Source organism: Flavobacterium sp. Leaf359 (assembly GCF_001423985.1).
Taxonomy (GTDB): Bacteria; Bacteroidota; Bacteroidia; order Flavobacteriales; family Flavobacteriaceae; genus Flavobacterium; species Flavobacterium lindanitolerans.
In genome coordinates this window covers 266,704-282,932 of the sequence record NZ_LMPW01000010.1, presented here as the reverse complement: position 1 = coordinate 282,932, position 16,229 = coordinate 266,704, and the positions used below count along the sequence as shown (strand labels likewise).

Sequence of the window (16,229 nt, the reverse complement as noted above, 5' to 3'; positions counted from 1 at the left end):
TTTTCTCTCTTACTATCGGCATTTCCCATAAAAGATAATTTCCAAATAAGCCATGAAAATAAAGTCCGAACATTTTATAGGTTGACAAAAACTCAATCAGCCTGGCCTCATCGTTTAAAATCCTCGATATCTGGTTAAAATAGCTTTGTATATAACTTCCTTCGTATTCATGTTCGAGCTTTTGATAGGTACTTACCCATCGCGAGCCTAATTCTTTCATATTAAAAATACGTACAATCTTACCGGTATAATCGACTCCGGCTTCAATTTCATCAAAGGCATAACCAATTTGTTTTATCAAATATTCATCAGCTACTGCTACATTACTTTTGATAGAAATTTTAGCTGTAAAAATCTGATAAACGTCCAAATACCCTTCTTTACCAATTGGCATAATCTGTACTTCCCTAATATACGATTTGTGAACCGGACTTCTCTTATTCGAAAAATCGTCAACTATTGTTTCAAACCGATAGCTATATCGTGCTCCAACCTTAGGCTCGAGATGGTATTCTCTTAATCCGTGAACTATTGAAATCATCCTTTATAATCTTAATATTCACCTCTAATTCTATTCTTTGCAGGTTCCATACCAAACCAGTCTCTTGATGCCGACCAATGGAAATATTGGTTACGCAATTTTCTCAGGAGCGTCTGCGGATGATAGGCTGTCACCACAACTTCTTCTATGTTTATAACATTTGGATCGGGATCCGGTTCCGGTTCCTGCCCCAATCCAGGAGGCATGGTTGGCCAGTATTGCTTTTGCCCGTCAAATCCCGTTGCATTTTGTTCTTCGTAAACTTTGCTTTTTTCCAGTTCTTCCAACAGTTTTTCCAAATTTTCTCTGTTGATTCTTTCCTGTTTCCTTCTTGCCAATTCTTCGTCACTGACAAAATCCCATTCCGGAATTTCATCTTTCATATAGCCTTCCAGATATGATTTTGCCTGTTTTAATATCTGATTACCTTCAACGCTGTATTGAATTGTAAGGTCATCAATCAGTGCATTGCTTTTTGCCTGGGTTTTCATGATGTCCTTGCCAAATTCTTCCATGAAATGTAATGGCAAATAGCTGTATTCTTTTCTGACATATCGTGTTCCGCTCAGCTTTCTGTATACAATTCCACTCGTTAAAAAATTCCAGAACTTGTTGTTTATTTCTATCTGGTCATCATGATACCAACCTCCGGCTATTAATTCCTGCCTGTATTTTTCAAGCTGCCACAATGGTTTGTGGTTTGATGTTTCTATTTCGTCTTTGTATTCCGTTTCATTTTCATAGGCACCGCCAATGTCACAATGCACACCCGGGAGGTTTTTTTCAATCGCCCTGTCCTTGATTTGTCGGATTCGGGTCAGCGAGAAATTTTTCCGGTGCTCGTCTTTTGCTGTGAAATGCACCATCTTTTGGAAATAGCCCAAATTATTCAGTTGCAATTCTTCCACGTCATTATCAAAATGAGTGGAGAATACTTCTTTTGCCGCTTTCTTAAAAAAGCTGTCATCTTTCAATTCACCATTAACATCATATTCTCCCAATCTTCCTCCTCCTTCACCATAGGAAGAAACCGTATCATAAATCCCGATGAATCGTACTACAAGTGTGATATCTTCCAGTTCTTCAGCGGTTATATCTGTATTTTTCAGGATGCTATACCCCAAATGTCCCATTCTTGGCAGTTTTCCTTCCACCAAAACTTCAGAATTTACTTCCAATCCATCTGCATCGCCAATGGTTCTCCTGTATTTTCTAACCGGCATTCCTTCAGAATACGGGTCTATAGGATAATAACCGTCCGGCATATTGAATGGCTTGGGTTCATATGCTTTTTTGACATTTACTTCATGTACAAAATTTCGTGCTGAAGCAGCACCACGACTAAAACCAAAAGCATCGACCGTTATTTTGGTCAGTACCTTGTTTCTGTTATTCCCTTTTCTTTTTTCTTCATTAATCTTATTGGCCATGATTTCGCAAGCCTTTCTTACTTTGGCCCTGACTCCGGTTAATCCTGCTCCAAAAGCAAAACCATCCTGGCTGTCTTTTTGCTTGTCATCTGTTCCCATACCTTCAACATAGATACGGTATTCCTTGTCACAATACTTCCACATCCGGGCTACATTTGTGTAGTCGTTACTGTAGCTGTTGTCGGTTCCCATTTTGTCCATATAGGTTCTGTGGGAACCGATTAAGTATTGTTCATATTCTGTAGGATTTGCAGGAACGCCTTTTTTCATCAGCCTTTTATAAGCTGCTTCATCTCTTTTTACCGATTCCGCTATCTGCTCATCGGTCAAATTTTCGACACCGCCGTTCCTGTATTTCCTTCTAAGTTCCGTGTTTGTTTTATTGTTTAAAGTTCCATCAATAAAGACGCCAAAAGTCATTTCCAGCTCTTCTTCAGGACCTTTTGATTCACCGGTGTTATATACAAAACTCTTACCCATGGCTATTCTATTAATCTGTCAAAAATTTCAAATCTATTTCTTACGCGACTTGAAAATATTGATGTTGTTTTCTTTTAATGCTATTGTTTTATCATCTGTTTTCAGCGTAACCGTCAGATATGTGTTTGTTTTATTTACCGTAAGTACCAGCGTTGCTTTGGCATTCGGGTCTTTTTCATAGATAGCAGCAAATGCATTAAAGATTTCTTTTTCATTAAAATCGAGAGAACCTCCATAAAGCTGTCCTTGCTGGTCGTGCCATCCCAAACTCAACTGCTTTGGTATAGCTCTTTTGGTATATGTTTTTTCCGGAAGATTTTCAGGAAAGATTTCATCTCGTTCTCCATTAAATAAAGTATAGCTGAAATCAGCTACTTTTCCGCCGTTATCTACAACAAAGTCAATTTTCCAATCGTACTGTTTTCTATAGGTATCCCATAACCCGAACGGAATCGGTTTGTTTTGATTTGCTTTCTGAACTTCCAGTGGAACAAAACTTTCTTTGGACATGATTCTCTTGACATTAGCTTCATCAAAAAGAAGTTTGTCATGGCTATCCAGTTTGTCAATTTCTTCTTGCGGAATCGTGATTTTCTCTGCCTGATATCTGCCTATTTCTACTTGCTTCCCCGCTCCGGCTAACCAGATTACGGCTACTCCGCCCGGCGCAAAACCTACAATTATGGTTCTATAATTTTCTTTTCTTCGGCCCCATTTCTTATTATTTTCTTCGTAGCCTTCCTTAAAAAGCTTTACCATTTTATCATGGTCAATTTCGGTATCGATGTCGTAGAAAATATTTTCTGCATATGAAATCCAGGTTACATTAAGCCGGTTTGGAACAGGTTTCTCGCCTGAGCTCATTCCGCTTCCTAATTCTCCCCAGTTGCCTGCATCAGGACCAAGACTCAAACTCACATAGCTCCCGTCTTTAGCTTCGAGTCCACCTCTGTAGACCTCAACAGGATACCCTAATGGGCTATTGATGTTTTCTTCCCAGTAAAATTTTTCTACATTCATTGTTTTTGTACTATTGTCTTTAAGTGCTTTGTCTTTATCGTTTTTATTTGTGTTGTTTTCTTTGCAGGAACTACTGAAGGCCAGCAAGAGCAACAAGAAGAAAAAATAAGATTTCGCGATTTTCATTTGTATGATTTTGGCCTCAATGTTTTATCCTTTATTCACTTTAGCATCTATAGCTCCCAACACTTTGGCAACACCGGCACTTTGGAAGAATATATCTCCCTGTTCTGCCTTGTGTGTCGTCGTTCCGGTACTTTCTTTAAGGTCACCACTTACTTTGACAGTTTTATTCTGGTCAATCGTTTCAAATGCTTCCTGAGCCTGCAATTTATCTTTTAATGTGACATTGGTAGTCCTGTTTTCACCAATGTTTGTAATCATGTCCTTACCTACAGAAATATTAAAGTTTTCCCCAATGGTAAACGTCATGTTTTTTGGAGCATTTACATTGATATTTCCTTTTCCATCCATAAGCCATGTATTGCCACTCGGGTCTTCAATAAAGATACTTCCTTCGGCATCATTCATGATTACTTTCGTACCCGAACGGGTTTGGATTACTTTTTTATCATTCCCAGAAGTGTGATATTCACTCAAGGCAGAACCATTATACATAGCACCCAATACGAAAGGTTTTTCAGCATTTCCTCCTTCAAAACCAACCAGGACTTCCTCACCTACTTCCGGAATAAAATAAAATCCTTTTCCTCCTCCGGAATGCGGATTGGTCATACGAATCCATGGTGTATTGGCACCTGAATCTTTTTGCCAGGCAAAAGCAACCTGAATTCTTCCCAGGCCGGCCGGATCATCATTTGAAATTACAGTAGCCGGCTGTGATTCTGCAACCGGAAAACTGTGTACGTTGCCATAGGGTGGTGAAACGACCATATCAGGCACAGCATCAAAAGTGTTGTGATAATTTCCCGACTCATCGCAGATATGCATAATATCAGTAATGATATAACTGCCAAAATTTTGTTCCTGCAATCCGTCCAAAAGATTTCCCGTCAGCGAAAAAGCCGGCTCCTTGATGTTTATTACATCGCCTATTCTTAATCCTGTTTCATCAGAATCGCCTTTTGCAGTTACGAGATCCGCAGCACGAGACTGCAATTGGGTCGTTACACGGTCTGTCAAATGGGTTTTTGAATTTCCTTCTTCCAAAGAATGGAAATACAGCATTGTTGACGAATTTGGAAATAGTTTTTTTGACGATTCGAATACGGATTTTGAGTAACCTTCGGGCTGATAATTCGCTTCTGAAGAGCTTGCTCTTTGGGTTTCACCATTGGATGGATCGTAACCCACATATTCAAATCCAAGAGATTTGGCCCTCATTTCAATATTAAAGGAATGAAGTGACCTGCCATATTCTAAAGTAAAGTTTTTAGATTTCGGTTTACCAAATACCAGTTCTTCTCCATTGAAATAAAACCACTGTCCTTTTTTCTGTGCAATCCTGCATAAAAAAGAAAAATCACTTTCCGAATATTGTACCGTATAGGGTAAAGAGGCATCTTTTTGTACGGAAACGGCCGGTTTAAGACTATCAGCGGAATAATTACCTGTCACTTCCTGAACGATATCCGCTAGCGACTTATCAGTATATGATTTCGTATTAGGTGTACCTTCCAATAAAATAGTCGGACTAAAACCATTAATAATTATACCTCCGGAAGCTCCAGCTGTACGAACCATCTGAGCTTCGGTAATAATACCATTGAAGGTTAATGGAGAGGCCGTCATCATATTGGACGGATTGATTGTTATTTTTATGGCTTGCCCAATATAACCTTGAGCCTTATCAATGGCCTGGCTTACGAATTCTTTAGGTAAAGGCTGCAGTAGTGAAAATCTGTGGTGCGTATGCACTTTTTGATCGATCACTAATTTTGAAAAACGGGTAAGTGTTTCTCCTGCTATTTCTATTTTTATCTGAGTACTGATTGGCATGACTCTACTTTTTTTAATAAACTGTTTTTATTTCTTATCGGAAACCGTCTTTGGAATTGATTTTAGTTTTTCCTTCGCTCTAGCATAATCCGGCTGGATTTCCAATGCTTTTTTATAATCTGCAATTGCCTGTTCTTCTCTGCTTAATTCCAAGTAAAAGTCTCCCCTGTTTGTCAGTATCTGAGCGCTTGGAGGTGCTGCATTTAGAGCCTGTTCATAAGCTTTCAGAGCTTCATTCTGCTGATTCAGTTCTCTGAATAAGGACGCTTTAAAATTATAGCCGATACTCCAATTTGGATAGGCCGAATTGAGCTTTTCTATTGTTTTTAGCGCTTCCTCAATTTTGTTATTTTCCGCCAAAGCTGTTGCTTTGTTTATGTAAAACCATTTGTTACCCGGATTGATAGCCAAAGCTTCATCAAAAAGCAGTACGGCTTCATCATATTTTGCTTCTTTGGTTTTCAGCTTCCCGATAAAATTCTTGATGTCGGCATTTTTCGGATATTTTTTATCCATTTCAACAGCCAGTTCCAATGCTTTTGGAGCGTTATTTTCACGAATTGCCTGACTGACTTTCTTGTTGATGTCTTGTATTTCCTGAGGAAAGGTTTTAATCCTTGCAGAAAGTTCCGCATTTTCAGCTTTCATTTCCTGAAGATAGGCATTATCAAGATCAGAAACGGCATATTTTTTTTCTTGACCATGTAACTGCATAGCCAAGAAAAAAAACAGGAGTATGTATTTTTTCCCAATCTTCATCTTATTCTGATTACCATCCGGGCTTCAGATTACTGAGCCCTGATTTTTCCAAAGGCACAAAAACATAGGTTGCCTTATAATTATCTGTGAAATGCTTGTCGCTAAACTTTCCTTTTCCATCAATGGTTTCTGTAACAATTACCAGCTTTCCGTTCTCTACATATCCATAGCTGTAAACTGCCACATCACGGGGTACGGTAATACGTTCTATCACTATTTTATTGCCCTGAAGACGGTAATATCCTTCCAAATGGGTTTTAAATCCAGCTTTATTGGTTGAAGCAATATGTTCTTTAATGCTTTCGAGATAGTCCTCTTCCGTTTTTATTTTGCTATCCAAATCAACAGTAAGATTTGCTTGCCCGGTATTGTAAAATTTATAGAAAATATGCTCATCTGCCTTACGTTCTCCCGTATCCTTATTCCAGATAGATTCTAAAACATAAACTCCGTCTGTTCTCAAAAGCGCATCCGGAGCAAGGGTGAAATTTTCCTCAAACAAATGATAGTCATTCTTGACGTATACCTTTTTGGAACAGGAAAAAAAAAGAGCCGCCAGGAGCATCATAATCCATAAATTATTTTTCATTAAAATCCTGTATTAATATTAGGTCCTGTCTGTACTTCCCAATAGTTTGGCCTTTCAGACGGGATCAGGTGAAAATTTATAAATCGGTGTATCATATCCTGCGAATACATATGGCCTTGGCCAATTCCATTGATTCCTATACTACCTTGTGGCGTTCTTGCATGAAAAGAAGTTCTTCCCTGGTTTAGGTCAAATGAATGTGCATTAGGATTCCACGCAACTCCATCTCTTTTAAAATTTAAAAAATCCTGACCAACTTCAGTAGCTGTAGTAGGCGTATAGTTGAATGCCTTATCCTTGAATTTTTCAAATCCGCTGCTTCCAATATGTCGCTGTTCAAAATCAGCAAGACTTCGTTTAGCAGCTTCAGAATCAGTAACACTTTCAGAATCAGTGTCGGCTGTAAAAACATCACTGGCAATAATCATCTGATAGTTGCTTCTGTTATTTCCCAGAATCACCTTTCCACCTCCGGTCCACCAACGATCGTGTCCATCGGCAATACCAATTTTCTTAAAACCACCAAAGTCATTGTAGAACTGGAAACTGAAATTATCGGCTCTTAGCTGTACAAAACCTACCTGCTGATTCCTGTCGTTATTGTTCAGGACCATGCTGGTTCCGAGTGTTCCAGAATATTTATAGGTGTCTTCCATTCCGGTTCCGCTATCCATATGTAAAGGATAGACAGACATTGGATTGGTACGACCCCCACCAACTGTCAGTTTACCGGTCATGACAACATCAAAATTCATGGCATTACTGCCTGAAAGCGCTCCCATACCTCCATTATATGCATTGATGGCGATGTTAACACCCGGATCAACCGGACCAAATCTTCTGCTGACACCCACGCCGGCTGTACCGCTAAAATATGATTTTGGACCTCCGCCGAAATGCCAACTCAACCCTATAAAAAATTTAGTATTAAGTTCGTCCATAAAATTTATTTTAGAATTTCAACGGCCAGTTTCTTACAAATTGAGAACCGTTCATATTAATTTCTTTTGCTGAAATCACGATTTCAATTCTCATGGACATAGTATTATAGGCAACAAAAGCCTCATCATATCGAATGCAATAGGCTTCTTTAAATTGAAGCTCCCTCATTTTCGATATGGCATCACGCCTGTAAAAAGTCAGTTTACCGTTTTTCGTCTGGGAATTGCTTACCATCCAATCAAACAGCATGGTACTTTTTGTAGATTCTACAACGATTCGGATTTTTCCGCCAGCCGGATCAGCAGACGGCTTTCCGCTTTTATCTGTATCTTGACCAAGAGTGCATTGAAATTCCAAAACATTCAATACCTCTCCGTCAATTTCAAGCTTTGCTAAAAATGACATAAGTAGATAGATTTAAATAATTAAAAAAACTGCAAATAGTACGATATAATGATAAAGGGAATGTAACAGCACAAACCCTTTATCATTAAAAACTTGAAAGTAATTCTAATTGAATTAAACCCATTCGTTAATGTGCTCACCGCCACCCATAGAAATTTCTTTTGCAGAAATTGTGAAGGTTTCAGTTAAAGGATTTCCATCCTGAGCATCGAAAGACTCTCTGTATTTTACAAGATATCCTTCCTTGAAGTTCATTTCTTTAAGTTTAGCGTCGGTATCACGCTTAACATACTGGATTGATCCGTCTTTTCTCTCGAAGTTGTTAGTCATCCATTCAAAAAAGAATGAATCTCCGGTTGATTCGACAGTTAAATTGATTGTTCCTCCGCGTGTAACAGAAGATGGGCGACCACTAGCATCTACTTCTTGATGCAAATCATACGAAGCGTTCAAAATGTTTAATTCCTTTCCGCCAACTTTTAGTTTTGATTTGAATGACATAATAAAAAAATTTAAAGATTAAAATTTATTAATTGTGATAGAAGTTGGGGGGATTTTCTATTCTACTATTCTGATTTTCAGTTACTCTAAGATATTAATTTTTTAAATTCCCTGCAATTAATTTGAGGTTAAATTATCAAAAAATTAATGCTAATACATTGTTTTTTAACATTATAAGGATGTTTCAGCCCAATCTTATTTTGATTCAGCATATTCAGTATCCCAATCATTACCGTCATCACCTTTTTGGCCATCCATTTTGATAAGGAAATTCTTAGCCGGGAAATACGGTTTCAATCGGATATCCAAAAATATTCTGTCTTTCTGATTCGGATCCTGTTCAAATCTCTTGATTTCAAAATCTTCGATAAGCTTGTCTGGTCCGGCAACATTGTCTAAGAATTTGACAATCTGATTCAGGATTTCCTTTCTTGTTTTGGCATTGAAGTTTTCAAAAGCTCTTCTGTTTAGGAAATCCATCAGCACTTTGGTCACATAGTCAAAAACCCTTACAACAGAATATGTCTGAAGTCCAAGGTTGTCACCGTTGAAAAGCGTTTTGCCCGAAAAAGCCATAACTTTTCCATACTCGTTTACCATTGGAATCAATCCTAAATTTTCAAGGTTGGCAATTTCGCTCTTCTTTAAGTCGAATTTTACTCCGTCAACCTCGTTGATTCCTCCGTATTTCTTACCGGCAGTTACCTGAGACATCAAAGTATTGTATACTTTTCCTGCCAATGCAGTCGATGGCGGAATAAATAAATGATCGTCTTCTTCGATTTCATCGTGTTTTCCACGACCTACCAGCCAGTTACATGCCATCATTACATTAGAACGATAGGTGTCGCCACCTGTCAGGTTAGCTGATTCAAACATTTCCATAACATCATCCGGTTCATCCAAATGCTGGAAATCTGTAATCAGCATTACTTTATTATCATAAGCAATCTTTGCCCATTTTTCAATAACCTTGTTTGAGCCCAAATAGCCCGGGATTACCAAAAGCGAGTAATTTTGGCGTAAATCCAGACGGTCAAATCCGTTTACTAATTCTTCCTGAATGTTATCGATAAAACGAGAATTGTCAAGATCTTTCAACTGGTCCAATTCTGCATTCATGATGGACACATTCTTAACTTTACTTTCTTCAGTATTTTTATAGAAAAGCGAAAGTGTTCTGTAGTTTTCTTCCAGTTCTTTTGACTCTGCAACAGCAATAGCAAGGTTTTTCTTTAGCGTCTGTTCAGCTATATCTGATTTTTTAGCACTTTCAGAAACCAAATCCAACAGATTGTCTGTGGTCTTTAATGATTCTGCCCAAAGCTTAAGCACTGTTTTTAATGCCTGGCGCTCTGCTTTTTTACTGCTTTCGCTTAAGAAAATATTTTTACGTGCTTTACGCTCAGGGTTTAGGTTCTGAACCCCTTCAATAGCGCCTTCCAATAAATCGAAGCCTCCGTACTGTATAAAAGATTCAACATTTTGTTCCAGTGTTCTGGTTGAACGTTCCTGATTCGCCAATGTTGTATTTGTTGCTTTAGTGTTTTCTTGATTTGCCATGGCTTAATTATTTATCAGATTGTTCAATTTCTTTTATTAATGCTTCAATAGTATCAATGATCGACTGTCTGGCATCAGGGTCCTGAAGCGCCAATTTTAAAACCTTATTGGTTTTTAATTGTTTGATCATTTTTTGGTATTGTTCGTTTTTAGTTTTTAAATCTGTCAGAAACGGACTTTGGGCTATAAGACCATTGATAGAAAAGTCTCCAATATTTTTAAATCCTAATTCTTCACGGGTAACTTTACCGTCTTCATCTTCGAAAGCCACATTGATTTTTGGATCAAAATGTTCGAAAACCTCATCCATATTTTTTAAACCTGTAACGATTTCCGGACGCACAGGCGTATTAGGCGTTAATTTTTGGGCGATTAAAGTTTTATTTTGTGGGATTTCGAGAATGCTTTCCTGACCTTCCTGTCTGACTTCGTTACCCCCGATTCCATAACTGTTTGAAAATGAATTTGCCATGCTGTCTAGTATTAAATATTAATTTTATAGTATAGAGAAAGAGCTTAAAAAATTGTTTTGTATCTGTAGTTCAGATTGATAACTGTCACGCAACCGTCCTGGTCTCTTTGCAATTCGATCTTTTTGATGTTGATATTTCTATCACGAATTGCATCATCAAGCTCTTTCAGTGAAATTGTTTTCCCATTGCGAAGCTTGACCAGTGGCAGATCGTCCTCGCAGAAATAACGTTTTACATTATCAAAAGAAAGTTTGTCTTCACAAATACCCATCAATATGGCCTTAAATTTCTCTTCATTAATTCCGGCAATTTCGGCACTTCGTTTTGGTGCTTCCGGTAATTGCTTGAAATATTCATCAACGATATCGGCTCTTGAACTGCTTCTTCTTGCCAATCTTTCAGAAACCACATCTTTAGTTTCTTTTTTGGCAGGCAGTACTGTTATTTTTTTCTGCTTTACATATTTAATATCGCCATTTACAACCAGTGATACTATTTTTTCTCCCGGAATCCTGTATACATAGGTAGGATTCTGATCAATCGCATCAATCTTGATTCCGTCTCCAAATCTCCACTCCCATGATTTGGCATGTGCTGTTGAGTCTCTGAAACGTACCTGTTCGCCTTCATATACTACTGTAGGAGCGAAAAATTTAGGCAATAGACTTTCATCAATCACATCATTCTTTGGAAGAATGGTAATCGTTTTTTCAATTGTACAGCTATTGTTTACCAAAAGCTTTATGGTGTATTTGCCTGGCTTAGAAAATGAGTGTGCTACTTTTGAACGGTAGGAAATTTTACTTCCGTCACCAAAATACCATCTCCACTCATAGGAATTAGGGGTAATATCCGAAAAAGTGATTAACTCTCCTGCTTTAAATGTAGGAGCATCGATTTTGAACTCCTTAACGGTGCAAATCGCTTTATTATTTATTTTAAAGGCCAGCAGCCCACATGACATGACAAAAATTATAAAGAAGAACAATATAATTTTTCCATCAAAATGGGTTTTTATTTGATTACTCTTATTCATTTTATAATTATTAATTATAAATTGCTGGGGGCGATAAATAAGCGAAATTTGTCTTATTCCAAATTTATAAAAATTTCCTTTGGTTTTTCAAGTTAAAATAGTTTATCAAAAAAATTATTGTTAAAGTCACAAGGAATTAACATACGCTTAAAGCGTCAGCGCTTGATTTTCCTGCCTTCCTAATTAATGATAATATTTTGTTAAATTCACTTTGTCTAAGTGTTAATTGTGAATTTAATGGGTAAAAAGTATTAATTTAACATCATGGAAATGGATATTAAATCCTAAATGTATAAATTAGTTCCCAAAATTTTTATATTTAGATAATCAGCTTCCCCCTTCAAAAGCTCAACGAATATTTATCTATCTAGTTAAGAGTTGCAGAACTAAAACGCCATTTAATATGTTTAAAAAGTTTATTTTTTTAAGCCTTATGAGTGTATGTTTTGTCTCTTGCCTGCCTAAAAAAGACTTTGTCATTACCGATGATTTTGTTAAATCGCAAGCTGGAAACAATAAGAAAAACTCAAATGCAAAATATTCCTATAGTACTACTTTGAGCGACGATGACCGAAAGTATTTTGCAAAAAAATTGGAAGTAAGTGAAACAGAAATAATAAACGAAAAACTGTACATTTTTATAAAAAGCTGGGAAGGCACGAAATATATTTACGGGGGAGAAACACGAGCTGGTATTGATTGCTCTGCTTTGATGCAGGAGCTTTATTCACATGTATATAAAAAAGAACTCCCGAGGACTGCTTCAGAAATGAGCATGGACAACAGGATTGAATTGTTTAAGTCAGACGAAAAATTACGGGAGGGAGATTTGGTTTTCTTCAGGATTACCGATGAAAAAATTATCTCTCATGTTGGAATTTATCTCAAGAACAATAAGTTTTTTTCAGCAAACCTGGTCGGAGGTGTCGAAATCTCAAGCTTAAAAAAAGCATATTGGAAAAAAAATTTCGTAGCCGCTGGCAGATTTAAGCAATAATTAGCTATGACAAAAAATCGATTTTTTATAGAAAATCATAGAAACCTGACACCTTTCGACCTGAAGGCCGAACTGTTATTTGATGCGCTTCTGAAAAACAAAACAGACGACCTGGACATTGTCCTGAAGGCAAATGGCGTTTTTTACAGAAAATTCAGCAAGGATACGATGAGCATCACAACAGATGTGAACGATTCGGACATCCTGCACATCAATACCAGCCGTGACGGTTTTTATGATATATTGCCGGAAAGCATCACGCATAATTACAGAAACCGTGACCAAAGGCACGACCCTTCGCAGGAATTCAAAATTCGCAAAAAAGAAGAAAAAGAAGCCCGTCATTTCTATAATCCTTTAGAAAACGAGCTTTTCCGGTTCCGCCATCAGATAGAAAGGCATGAATCTGATTTTTTCTCCAAATTAAGCACTAACGGAATTGCCGACATCATCCGAATGATTTTAGGCATCGAAAAGAACATTCCGGATGTATTGACCGTAAAAATGTTTTATGCGCTGATGAAACTCAAAGGAAATTCAGGTCAAAACATTTCCGATATCAGCAAAATGCTGGAAAAAATATTGGGAGAAGAAGTGAGTTACACGTCTAAAAACATCCAATTGGAAAACGGCCATGATATTGAGGAAAATTCAGGCGAAATGATTATGGGCATCACCACTACATTACAAAGCAACCAGGAAATCTTTTTGAAAAAATATAATTTCATCGTTGGACCGTTAAAAAATCCTGACAATCTTCCCGATTATTTTGACGACCACGTATTAGAGAATTTTTTGACTACGTTCTTCAACCTTTTTCTGCCTTTCCAAATGCAATACTCTTTTGAAATCCAATTGAATTCAGAAGACGAACTTTTTGCAATGGACGATACGATTTATAAATCAAGACTCGGAATATCAACAGTAATATGAGAAAATATCTAAACCACATCGGAGGAACCGAAACTTTAGTCTATATCTTTTTAGCCATTGCGGTAGCGATGATTATCAGCATGTTTATTGGGATGAAAACGCCCAAATTCAGGCAAGAGAAAAAAAGCTATTTTATCTATATACTCTGTCAGGGACTCATGCTCCTTGTTTTTGGGGCCATATTATTTAATTTAAAAGACACAACGGTAAACATCCGTTTTATTTCGTTTCAGGTCTATTTATTAATTGCCGGTGCCATTCACCTGACATTCTTCCATCTCTATTTCAAGCAATTTGATGCAAAGGAAATCTACAAGGAAATTTTTATTGCTATTGTGTCCGGAATTTTCATGGAAGCCTTTGTAATTATGCTGGTAGGACATTTCCAGGAACTGCCATATATGTATTATTATTTGGGAGCCATGCTCTTTTTCCTGATTCCGACACTTTGTTTTTGTCTTTTCAGAACTGCTATTTCAATCCCGGCCAAACTTCATAAAAGATGGTTCTATCCGGTAAATTCAAAATATCCGGCACCGCATATTTCTGAAATGAGAAATATAATTATCGTAAATTTAGTATTTACGAAAAAAGCGAACGATTCAACAATTATCAATTTCAAAGTAAAAGCACCTCGTGCCTTTGACTTTGGCAAACTGTTTTATTATTTCATAAACGATTACAACGAGAAGAACCCTAACAGCCAGGTCCGCTATCTGGACGATAAAAATCAGCCTTATGGATGGTATTTTTACACGAAGCCGAAATGGTTCAGCTCATCCGATTACATAGACCCCGAACTAGCAATAGACACTAACAACATTAAAGACGGAGCAACGATAATTTGTCAACGAATATAATTTCATTTAGTTATGGCTGAAAATATAAAACACTTTCCGGTAAACTGGATCGATGGAATGAAGATCAACAAAAACCATTTCATCACTTTACAGGACAACATTGAGGATCTGGTTCGGGATGCACGCAATCTGGGCGTAAATGAGCTGAATTACGGCTTATTGTCGACTCATTTGTCAAGACCATTCCAGTATTCAATTTCTATCGATGCTCACAACGAATTAAGCGTTAGCATTAAACTTCTCAAGGCAGTAACTCCGGGTGGAGGAAGAATTGAGATTACCGACTATACCGGAGAATTTAACGAGAAAATTGAGTTGAAGGATTTCGACCTTAAAGAAAACAATTACTTTCTTTTACTGAATGTCGATCCTTTCCAAAGAATACCAACGGGCGAGCAAAACATGGAGGAAGTGCCACCACGTTTTCCAAATGCCATGTCGCGTTATTTCCTGACCAGCGTTATTGAAAGCGAAGTCAACCAAAATAATATTGGCGCTTTACAATTTCCTTTGGCTAAATTCAAGACTTCGGCTAACAACTATGAAATCCTGACCGATTTTATTCCGCCAAGTCTTACAATCAACAGCCACCCTACCCTGATTACCTTATTTGAAAACTACGAATCTTTCTTCAAGCAGTTGGAGTTCAATTCGGTTCAGATTTCCCAAAAAATCAGGTTCAGGAACAGTACAGAAGATGAAAACCTGATTGCCAATATGGTTTTTGAAGCCTGCGAAAAGATTTTGAGTTATGTGGCCCAAAACATCACAAGAAGCAAATGGGTGAATTTCTCCATGAAACCGATGGAAGTATTGGAAAACACGGTCAGTCTGGCGCGAATCATCAAAAACAGCTTTGATTCTTTTTCAGGAGACGGAAAAGAAATGCTTTTCAACTATTTTTCGGAATGGACAGAAATCTCCAGTGGCGACTATGAAAGGCTGTTTTCTGAAACTATAAACACCAAATACAAAGCTTATGATATTGAGCCAACCGTAAACCAGGTCAATACTTTTATTTCAAAAATTGACTATCTGTTTACTATTTTAAACCAGCTCGACTATATCGGCAAAAAACGCGACACGGGAATCTTTGTCAACGAAAATATTGTCAGAAACGAAAAGCCAAGCTTCTTTGGCAATAGCGACAAAGACAATAATTCTCCTAATTCATCGCCAACCTTTTTAGCAGAATAAACCAACCCAAAATCGACACCAAACATGGATATTTTAAATAGAAAAGAACGAACTTCCGCTTTCCTCTTGTTCCTATTGATGTTTATCATCACAACCGGAGTATTGTTTTTTGCGATATTTTTCAATTACAAACTGCCTTTGAAAGAAAATGAAGTTCTCAAAAGCGAAAATGACAAAATCATGACCGAGTTTAACTTTCAGAAACAATTCTCTGACAGGTTGGAGCACATTGGCGTTTTGATTGACTCATTAGATAAGGCTCCTGAAAGCTTCCAGTTCATTGAACAGAACATCAGCTTTGAATTGGTCGACCTGAAAGAAAAAATCCCTGCCGATTCTGACCAGGGACTAAAACTATATGACAATGTCATTCTGACGATTAACGATTTGGTTAAAACAAAGAAACTGTTGTTGCAAGTCAATGATTCTAAAAAGGAAATTGACCTGCTCAACAAGCAATTAAAAGAATACGAAGAAGAGAATAAGGAATTGCTCCGCGACCTGAGATTAACGCAGCAATTGAATAGAAGGACGAACTAAATCA

General features: G+C 37.4%; 17 protein-coding genes. 5 read left to right on the top strand and 12 right to left on the bottom strand.

All coding sequences use genetic code 11. The features are described 5' to 3' along the window. The 12 genes from ASG38_RS05530 to ASG38_RS05475 form a co-directional block, all read right to left on the bottom strand. Positions 1 to 541: hypothetical protein (locus ASG38_RS05530; protein WP_162239663.1), on the bottom strand; the 541-nt coding region annotated here is incomplete at its 3' end. An 11-nt stretch (positions 542 to 552) separates the two neighbouring features. Further along, the gene (locus ASG38_RS05525) at positions 553 to 2,451 is read right to left on the bottom strand and encodes a phospholipase effector Tle1 domain-containing protein (RefSeq protein WP_056067954.1); all 1,899 of its coding nucleotides are present in this window, start codon (positions 2,449 to 2,451) and stop codon (positions 553 to 555) included. Positions 2,452 to 2,484: 33 nt separating this feature from the next. Further along, the gene (locus ASG38_RS05520; protein ID WP_056067953.1) at positions 2,485 to 3,597 is read right to left on the bottom strand and encodes a DUF2931 family protein; all 1,113 of its coding nucleotides are present in this window, start codon (positions 3,595 to 3,597) and stop codon (positions 2,485 to 2,487) included. A 24-nt stretch (positions 3,598 to 3,621) separates the two neighbouring features. Continuing rightward, complete coding sequence (locus ASG38_RS05515; protein ID WP_056067951.1) at positions 3,622 to 5,430, bottom strand: type VI secretion system Vgr family protein; 1,809 nt, start codon at positions 5,428 to 5,430, stop codon at positions 3,622 to 3,624. A gap of 27 nt (positions 5,431 to 5,457) precedes the next feature. After that, a complete protein-coding gene (locus tag ASG38_RS05510; RefSeq protein WP_056067949.1) occupies positions 5,458 to 6,189 on the bottom strand; it encodes a tetratricopeptide repeat protein in 732 nt (243 codons plus the stop codon). 10 nt (positions 6,190 to 6,199) lie between these two features. Beyond that, positions 6,200 to 6,778: a hypothetical protein gene (locus ASG38_RS05505; protein ID WP_056067947.1), complete on the bottom strand. Its 579-nt coding sequence runs from the start codon at positions 6,776 to 6,778 to the stop codon at positions 6,200 to 6,202. Beyond that, positions 6,778 to 7,719 (bottom strand): polymorphic toxin type 23 domain-containing protein, encoded by a 942-nt coding sequence (locus ASG38_RS05500; RefSeq protein WP_056067944.1) that lies wholly within the window; start codon positions 7,717 to 7,719, stop codon positions 6,778 to 6,780. Before ASG38_RS05500 ends, ASG38_RS05505 begins: the two co-directional genes overlap by 1 nt. 10 nt (positions 7,720 to 7,729) lie before the next feature. Beyond that, positions 7,730 to 8,125 (bottom strand): type VI secretion system tube protein TssD, encoded by a 396-nt coding sequence (tssD, locus tag ASG38_RS05495; protein ID WP_056067942.1) that lies wholly within the window; start codon positions 8,123 to 8,125, stop codon positions 7,730 to 7,732. A gap of 114 nt (positions 8,126 to 8,239) precedes the next feature. After that, on the bottom strand, positions 8,240 to 8,626 hold the full coding sequence (gene tssD / locus ASG38_RS05490; RefSeq protein ID WP_056067940.1) for a type VI secretion system tube protein TssD: 387 nt from the start codon (positions 8,624 to 8,626) through the stop codon (positions 8,240 to 8,242). A gap of 195 nt (positions 8,627 to 8,821) precedes the next feature. Then, a complete protein-coding gene (locus tag ASG38_RS05485) occupies positions 8,822 to 10,189 on the bottom strand; it encodes a DUF5458 family protein (RefSeq protein ID WP_056067939.1) in 1,368 nt (455 codons plus the stop codon). Between the two features lie 7 nt (positions 10,190 to 10,196). Continuing rightward, complete coding sequence (locus ASG38_RS05480) at positions 10,197 to 10,661, bottom strand: hypothetical protein (protein WP_056067937.1); 465 nt, start codon at positions 10,659 to 10,661, stop codon at positions 10,197 to 10,199. Between the two features lie 44 nt (positions 10,662 to 10,705). Next, on the bottom strand, positions 10,706 to 11,698 hold the full coding sequence (locus ASG38_RS05475; RefSeq protein ID WP_056067936.1) for a PKD domain-containing protein: 993 nt from the start codon (positions 11,696 to 11,698) through the stop codon (positions 10,706 to 10,708). A gap of 403 nt (positions 11,699 to 12,101) precedes the next feature. On the opposite strand from ASG38_RS05475, the gene ASG38_RS05470 reads away from it, so the two are divergent. Genes ASG38_RS05470 through ASG38_RS05450 form a run of 5 tightly spaced genes read left to right on the top strand, consistent with a single transcriptional unit; the run spans position 12,102 to position 16,225 of the window. Next, complete coding sequence (locus tag ASG38_RS05470) at positions 12,102 to 12,695, top strand: C40 family peptidase (RefSeq protein ID WP_082482163.1); 594 nt, start codon at positions 12,102 to 12,104, stop codon at positions 12,693 to 12,695. Between the two features lie 6 nt (positions 12,696 to 12,701). Next, positions 12,702 to 13,628 (top strand): hypothetical protein, encoded by a 927-nt coding sequence (locus ASG38_RS05465; RefSeq protein WP_056067931.1) that lies wholly within the window; start codon positions 12,702 to 12,704, stop codon positions 13,626 to 13,628. Next, positions 13,625 to 14,488, top strand: coding sequence for a TssN family type VI secretion system protein (locus ASG38_RS05460; protein WP_056067929.1), 864 nt, complete (start codon positions 13,625 to 13,627; stop codon positions 14,486 to 14,488). The genes ASG38_RS05465 and ASG38_RS05460 overlap by 4 nt, the downstream gene beginning before the upstream one ends. Positions 14,489 to 14,545: 57 nt before the next feature. Further along, positions 14,546 to 15,685: a hypothetical protein gene (locus ASG38_RS05455; RefSeq protein WP_147433807.1), complete on the top strand. Its 1,140-nt coding sequence runs from the start codon at positions 14,546 to 14,548 to the stop codon at positions 15,683 to 15,685. A 24-nt stretch (positions 15,686 to 15,709) separates the two neighbouring features. Beyond that, positions 15,710 to 16,225: a type VI secretion system transmembrane protein TssO gene (locus ASG38_RS05450; protein ID WP_056067925.1), complete on the top strand. Its 516-nt coding sequence runs from the start codon at positions 15,710 to 15,712 to the stop codon at positions 16,223 to 16,225. Positions 16,226 to 16,229: the final 4 nt, after the last annotated feature.

What these genes read in the sequence shown, in the direction of transcription:
- ASG38_RS05525 (WP_056067954.1), bottom strand. Translation starts at nt 2,451, where the DNA reads ATGGGTAAGAGTTTTGTATATAACACCGGTGAATCAAAAGGTCCTGAA.
- ASG38_RS05520 (WP_056067953.1), bottom strand. Translation starts at nt 3,597, where the DNA reads ATGAAAATCGCGAAATCTTATTTTTTCTTCTTGTTGCTCTTGCTGGCC.
- ASG38_RS05515 (WP_056067951.1), bottom strand. Translation starts at nt 5,430, where the DNA reads ATGCCAATCAGTACTCAGATAAAAATAGAAATAGCAGGAGAAACACTT.
- ASG38_RS05510 (WP_056067949.1), bottom strand. Translation starts at nt 6,189, where the DNA reads ATGAAGATTGGGAAAAAATACATACTCCTGTTTTTTTTCTTGGCTATG.
- ASG38_RS05505 (WP_056067947.1), bottom strand. Translation starts at nt 6,778, where the DNA reads ATGAAAAATAATTTATGGATTATGATGCTCCTGGCGGCTCTTTTTTTT.
- ASG38_RS05500 (WP_056067944.1), bottom strand. Translation starts at nt 7,719, where the DNA reads ATGGACGAACTTAATACTAAATTTTTTATAGGGTTGAGTTGGCATTTC.
- tssD (WP_056067942.1), bottom strand. Translation starts at nt 8,125, where the DNA reads ATGTCATTTTTAGCAAAGCTTGAAATTGACGGAGAGGTATTGAATGTT.
- tssD (WP_056067940.1), bottom strand. Translation starts at nt 8,626, where the DNA reads ATGTCATTCAAATCAAAACTAAAAGTTGGCGGAAAGGAATTAAACATT.
- ASG38_RS05485 (WP_056067939.1), bottom strand. Translation starts at nt 10,189, where the DNA reads ATGGCAAATCAAGAAAACACTAAAGCAACAAATACAACATTGGCGAAT.
- ASG38_RS05480 (WP_056067937.1), bottom strand. Translation starts at nt 10,661, where the DNA reads ATGGCAAATTCATTTTCAAACAGTTATGGAATCGGGGGTAACGAAGTC.
- ASG38_RS05475 (WP_056067936.1), bottom strand. Translation starts at nt 11,698, where the DNA reads ATGAATAAGAGTAATCAAATAAAAACCCATTTTGATGGAAAAATTATA.
- ASG38_RS05470 (WP_082482163.1), top strand. Translation starts at nt 12,102, where the DNA reads ATGTTTAAAAAGTTTATTTTTTTAAGCCTTATGAGTGTATGTTTTGTC.
- ASG38_RS05465 (WP_056067931.1), top strand. Translation starts at nt 12,702, where the DNA reads ATGACAAAAAATCGATTTTTTATAGAAAATCATAGAAACCTGACACCT.
- ASG38_RS05460 (WP_056067929.1), top strand. Translation starts at nt 13,625, where the DNA reads ATGAGAAAATATCTAAACCACATCGGAGGAACCGAAACTTTAGTCTAT.
- ASG38_RS05455 (WP_147433807.1), top strand. Translation starts at nt 14,546, where the DNA reads ATGAAGATCAACAAAAACCATTTCATCACTTTACAGGACAACATTGAG.
- ASG38_RS05450 (WP_056067925.1), top strand. Translation starts at nt 15,710, where the DNA reads ATGGATATTTTAAATAGAAAAGAACGAACTTCCGCTTTCCTCTTGTTC.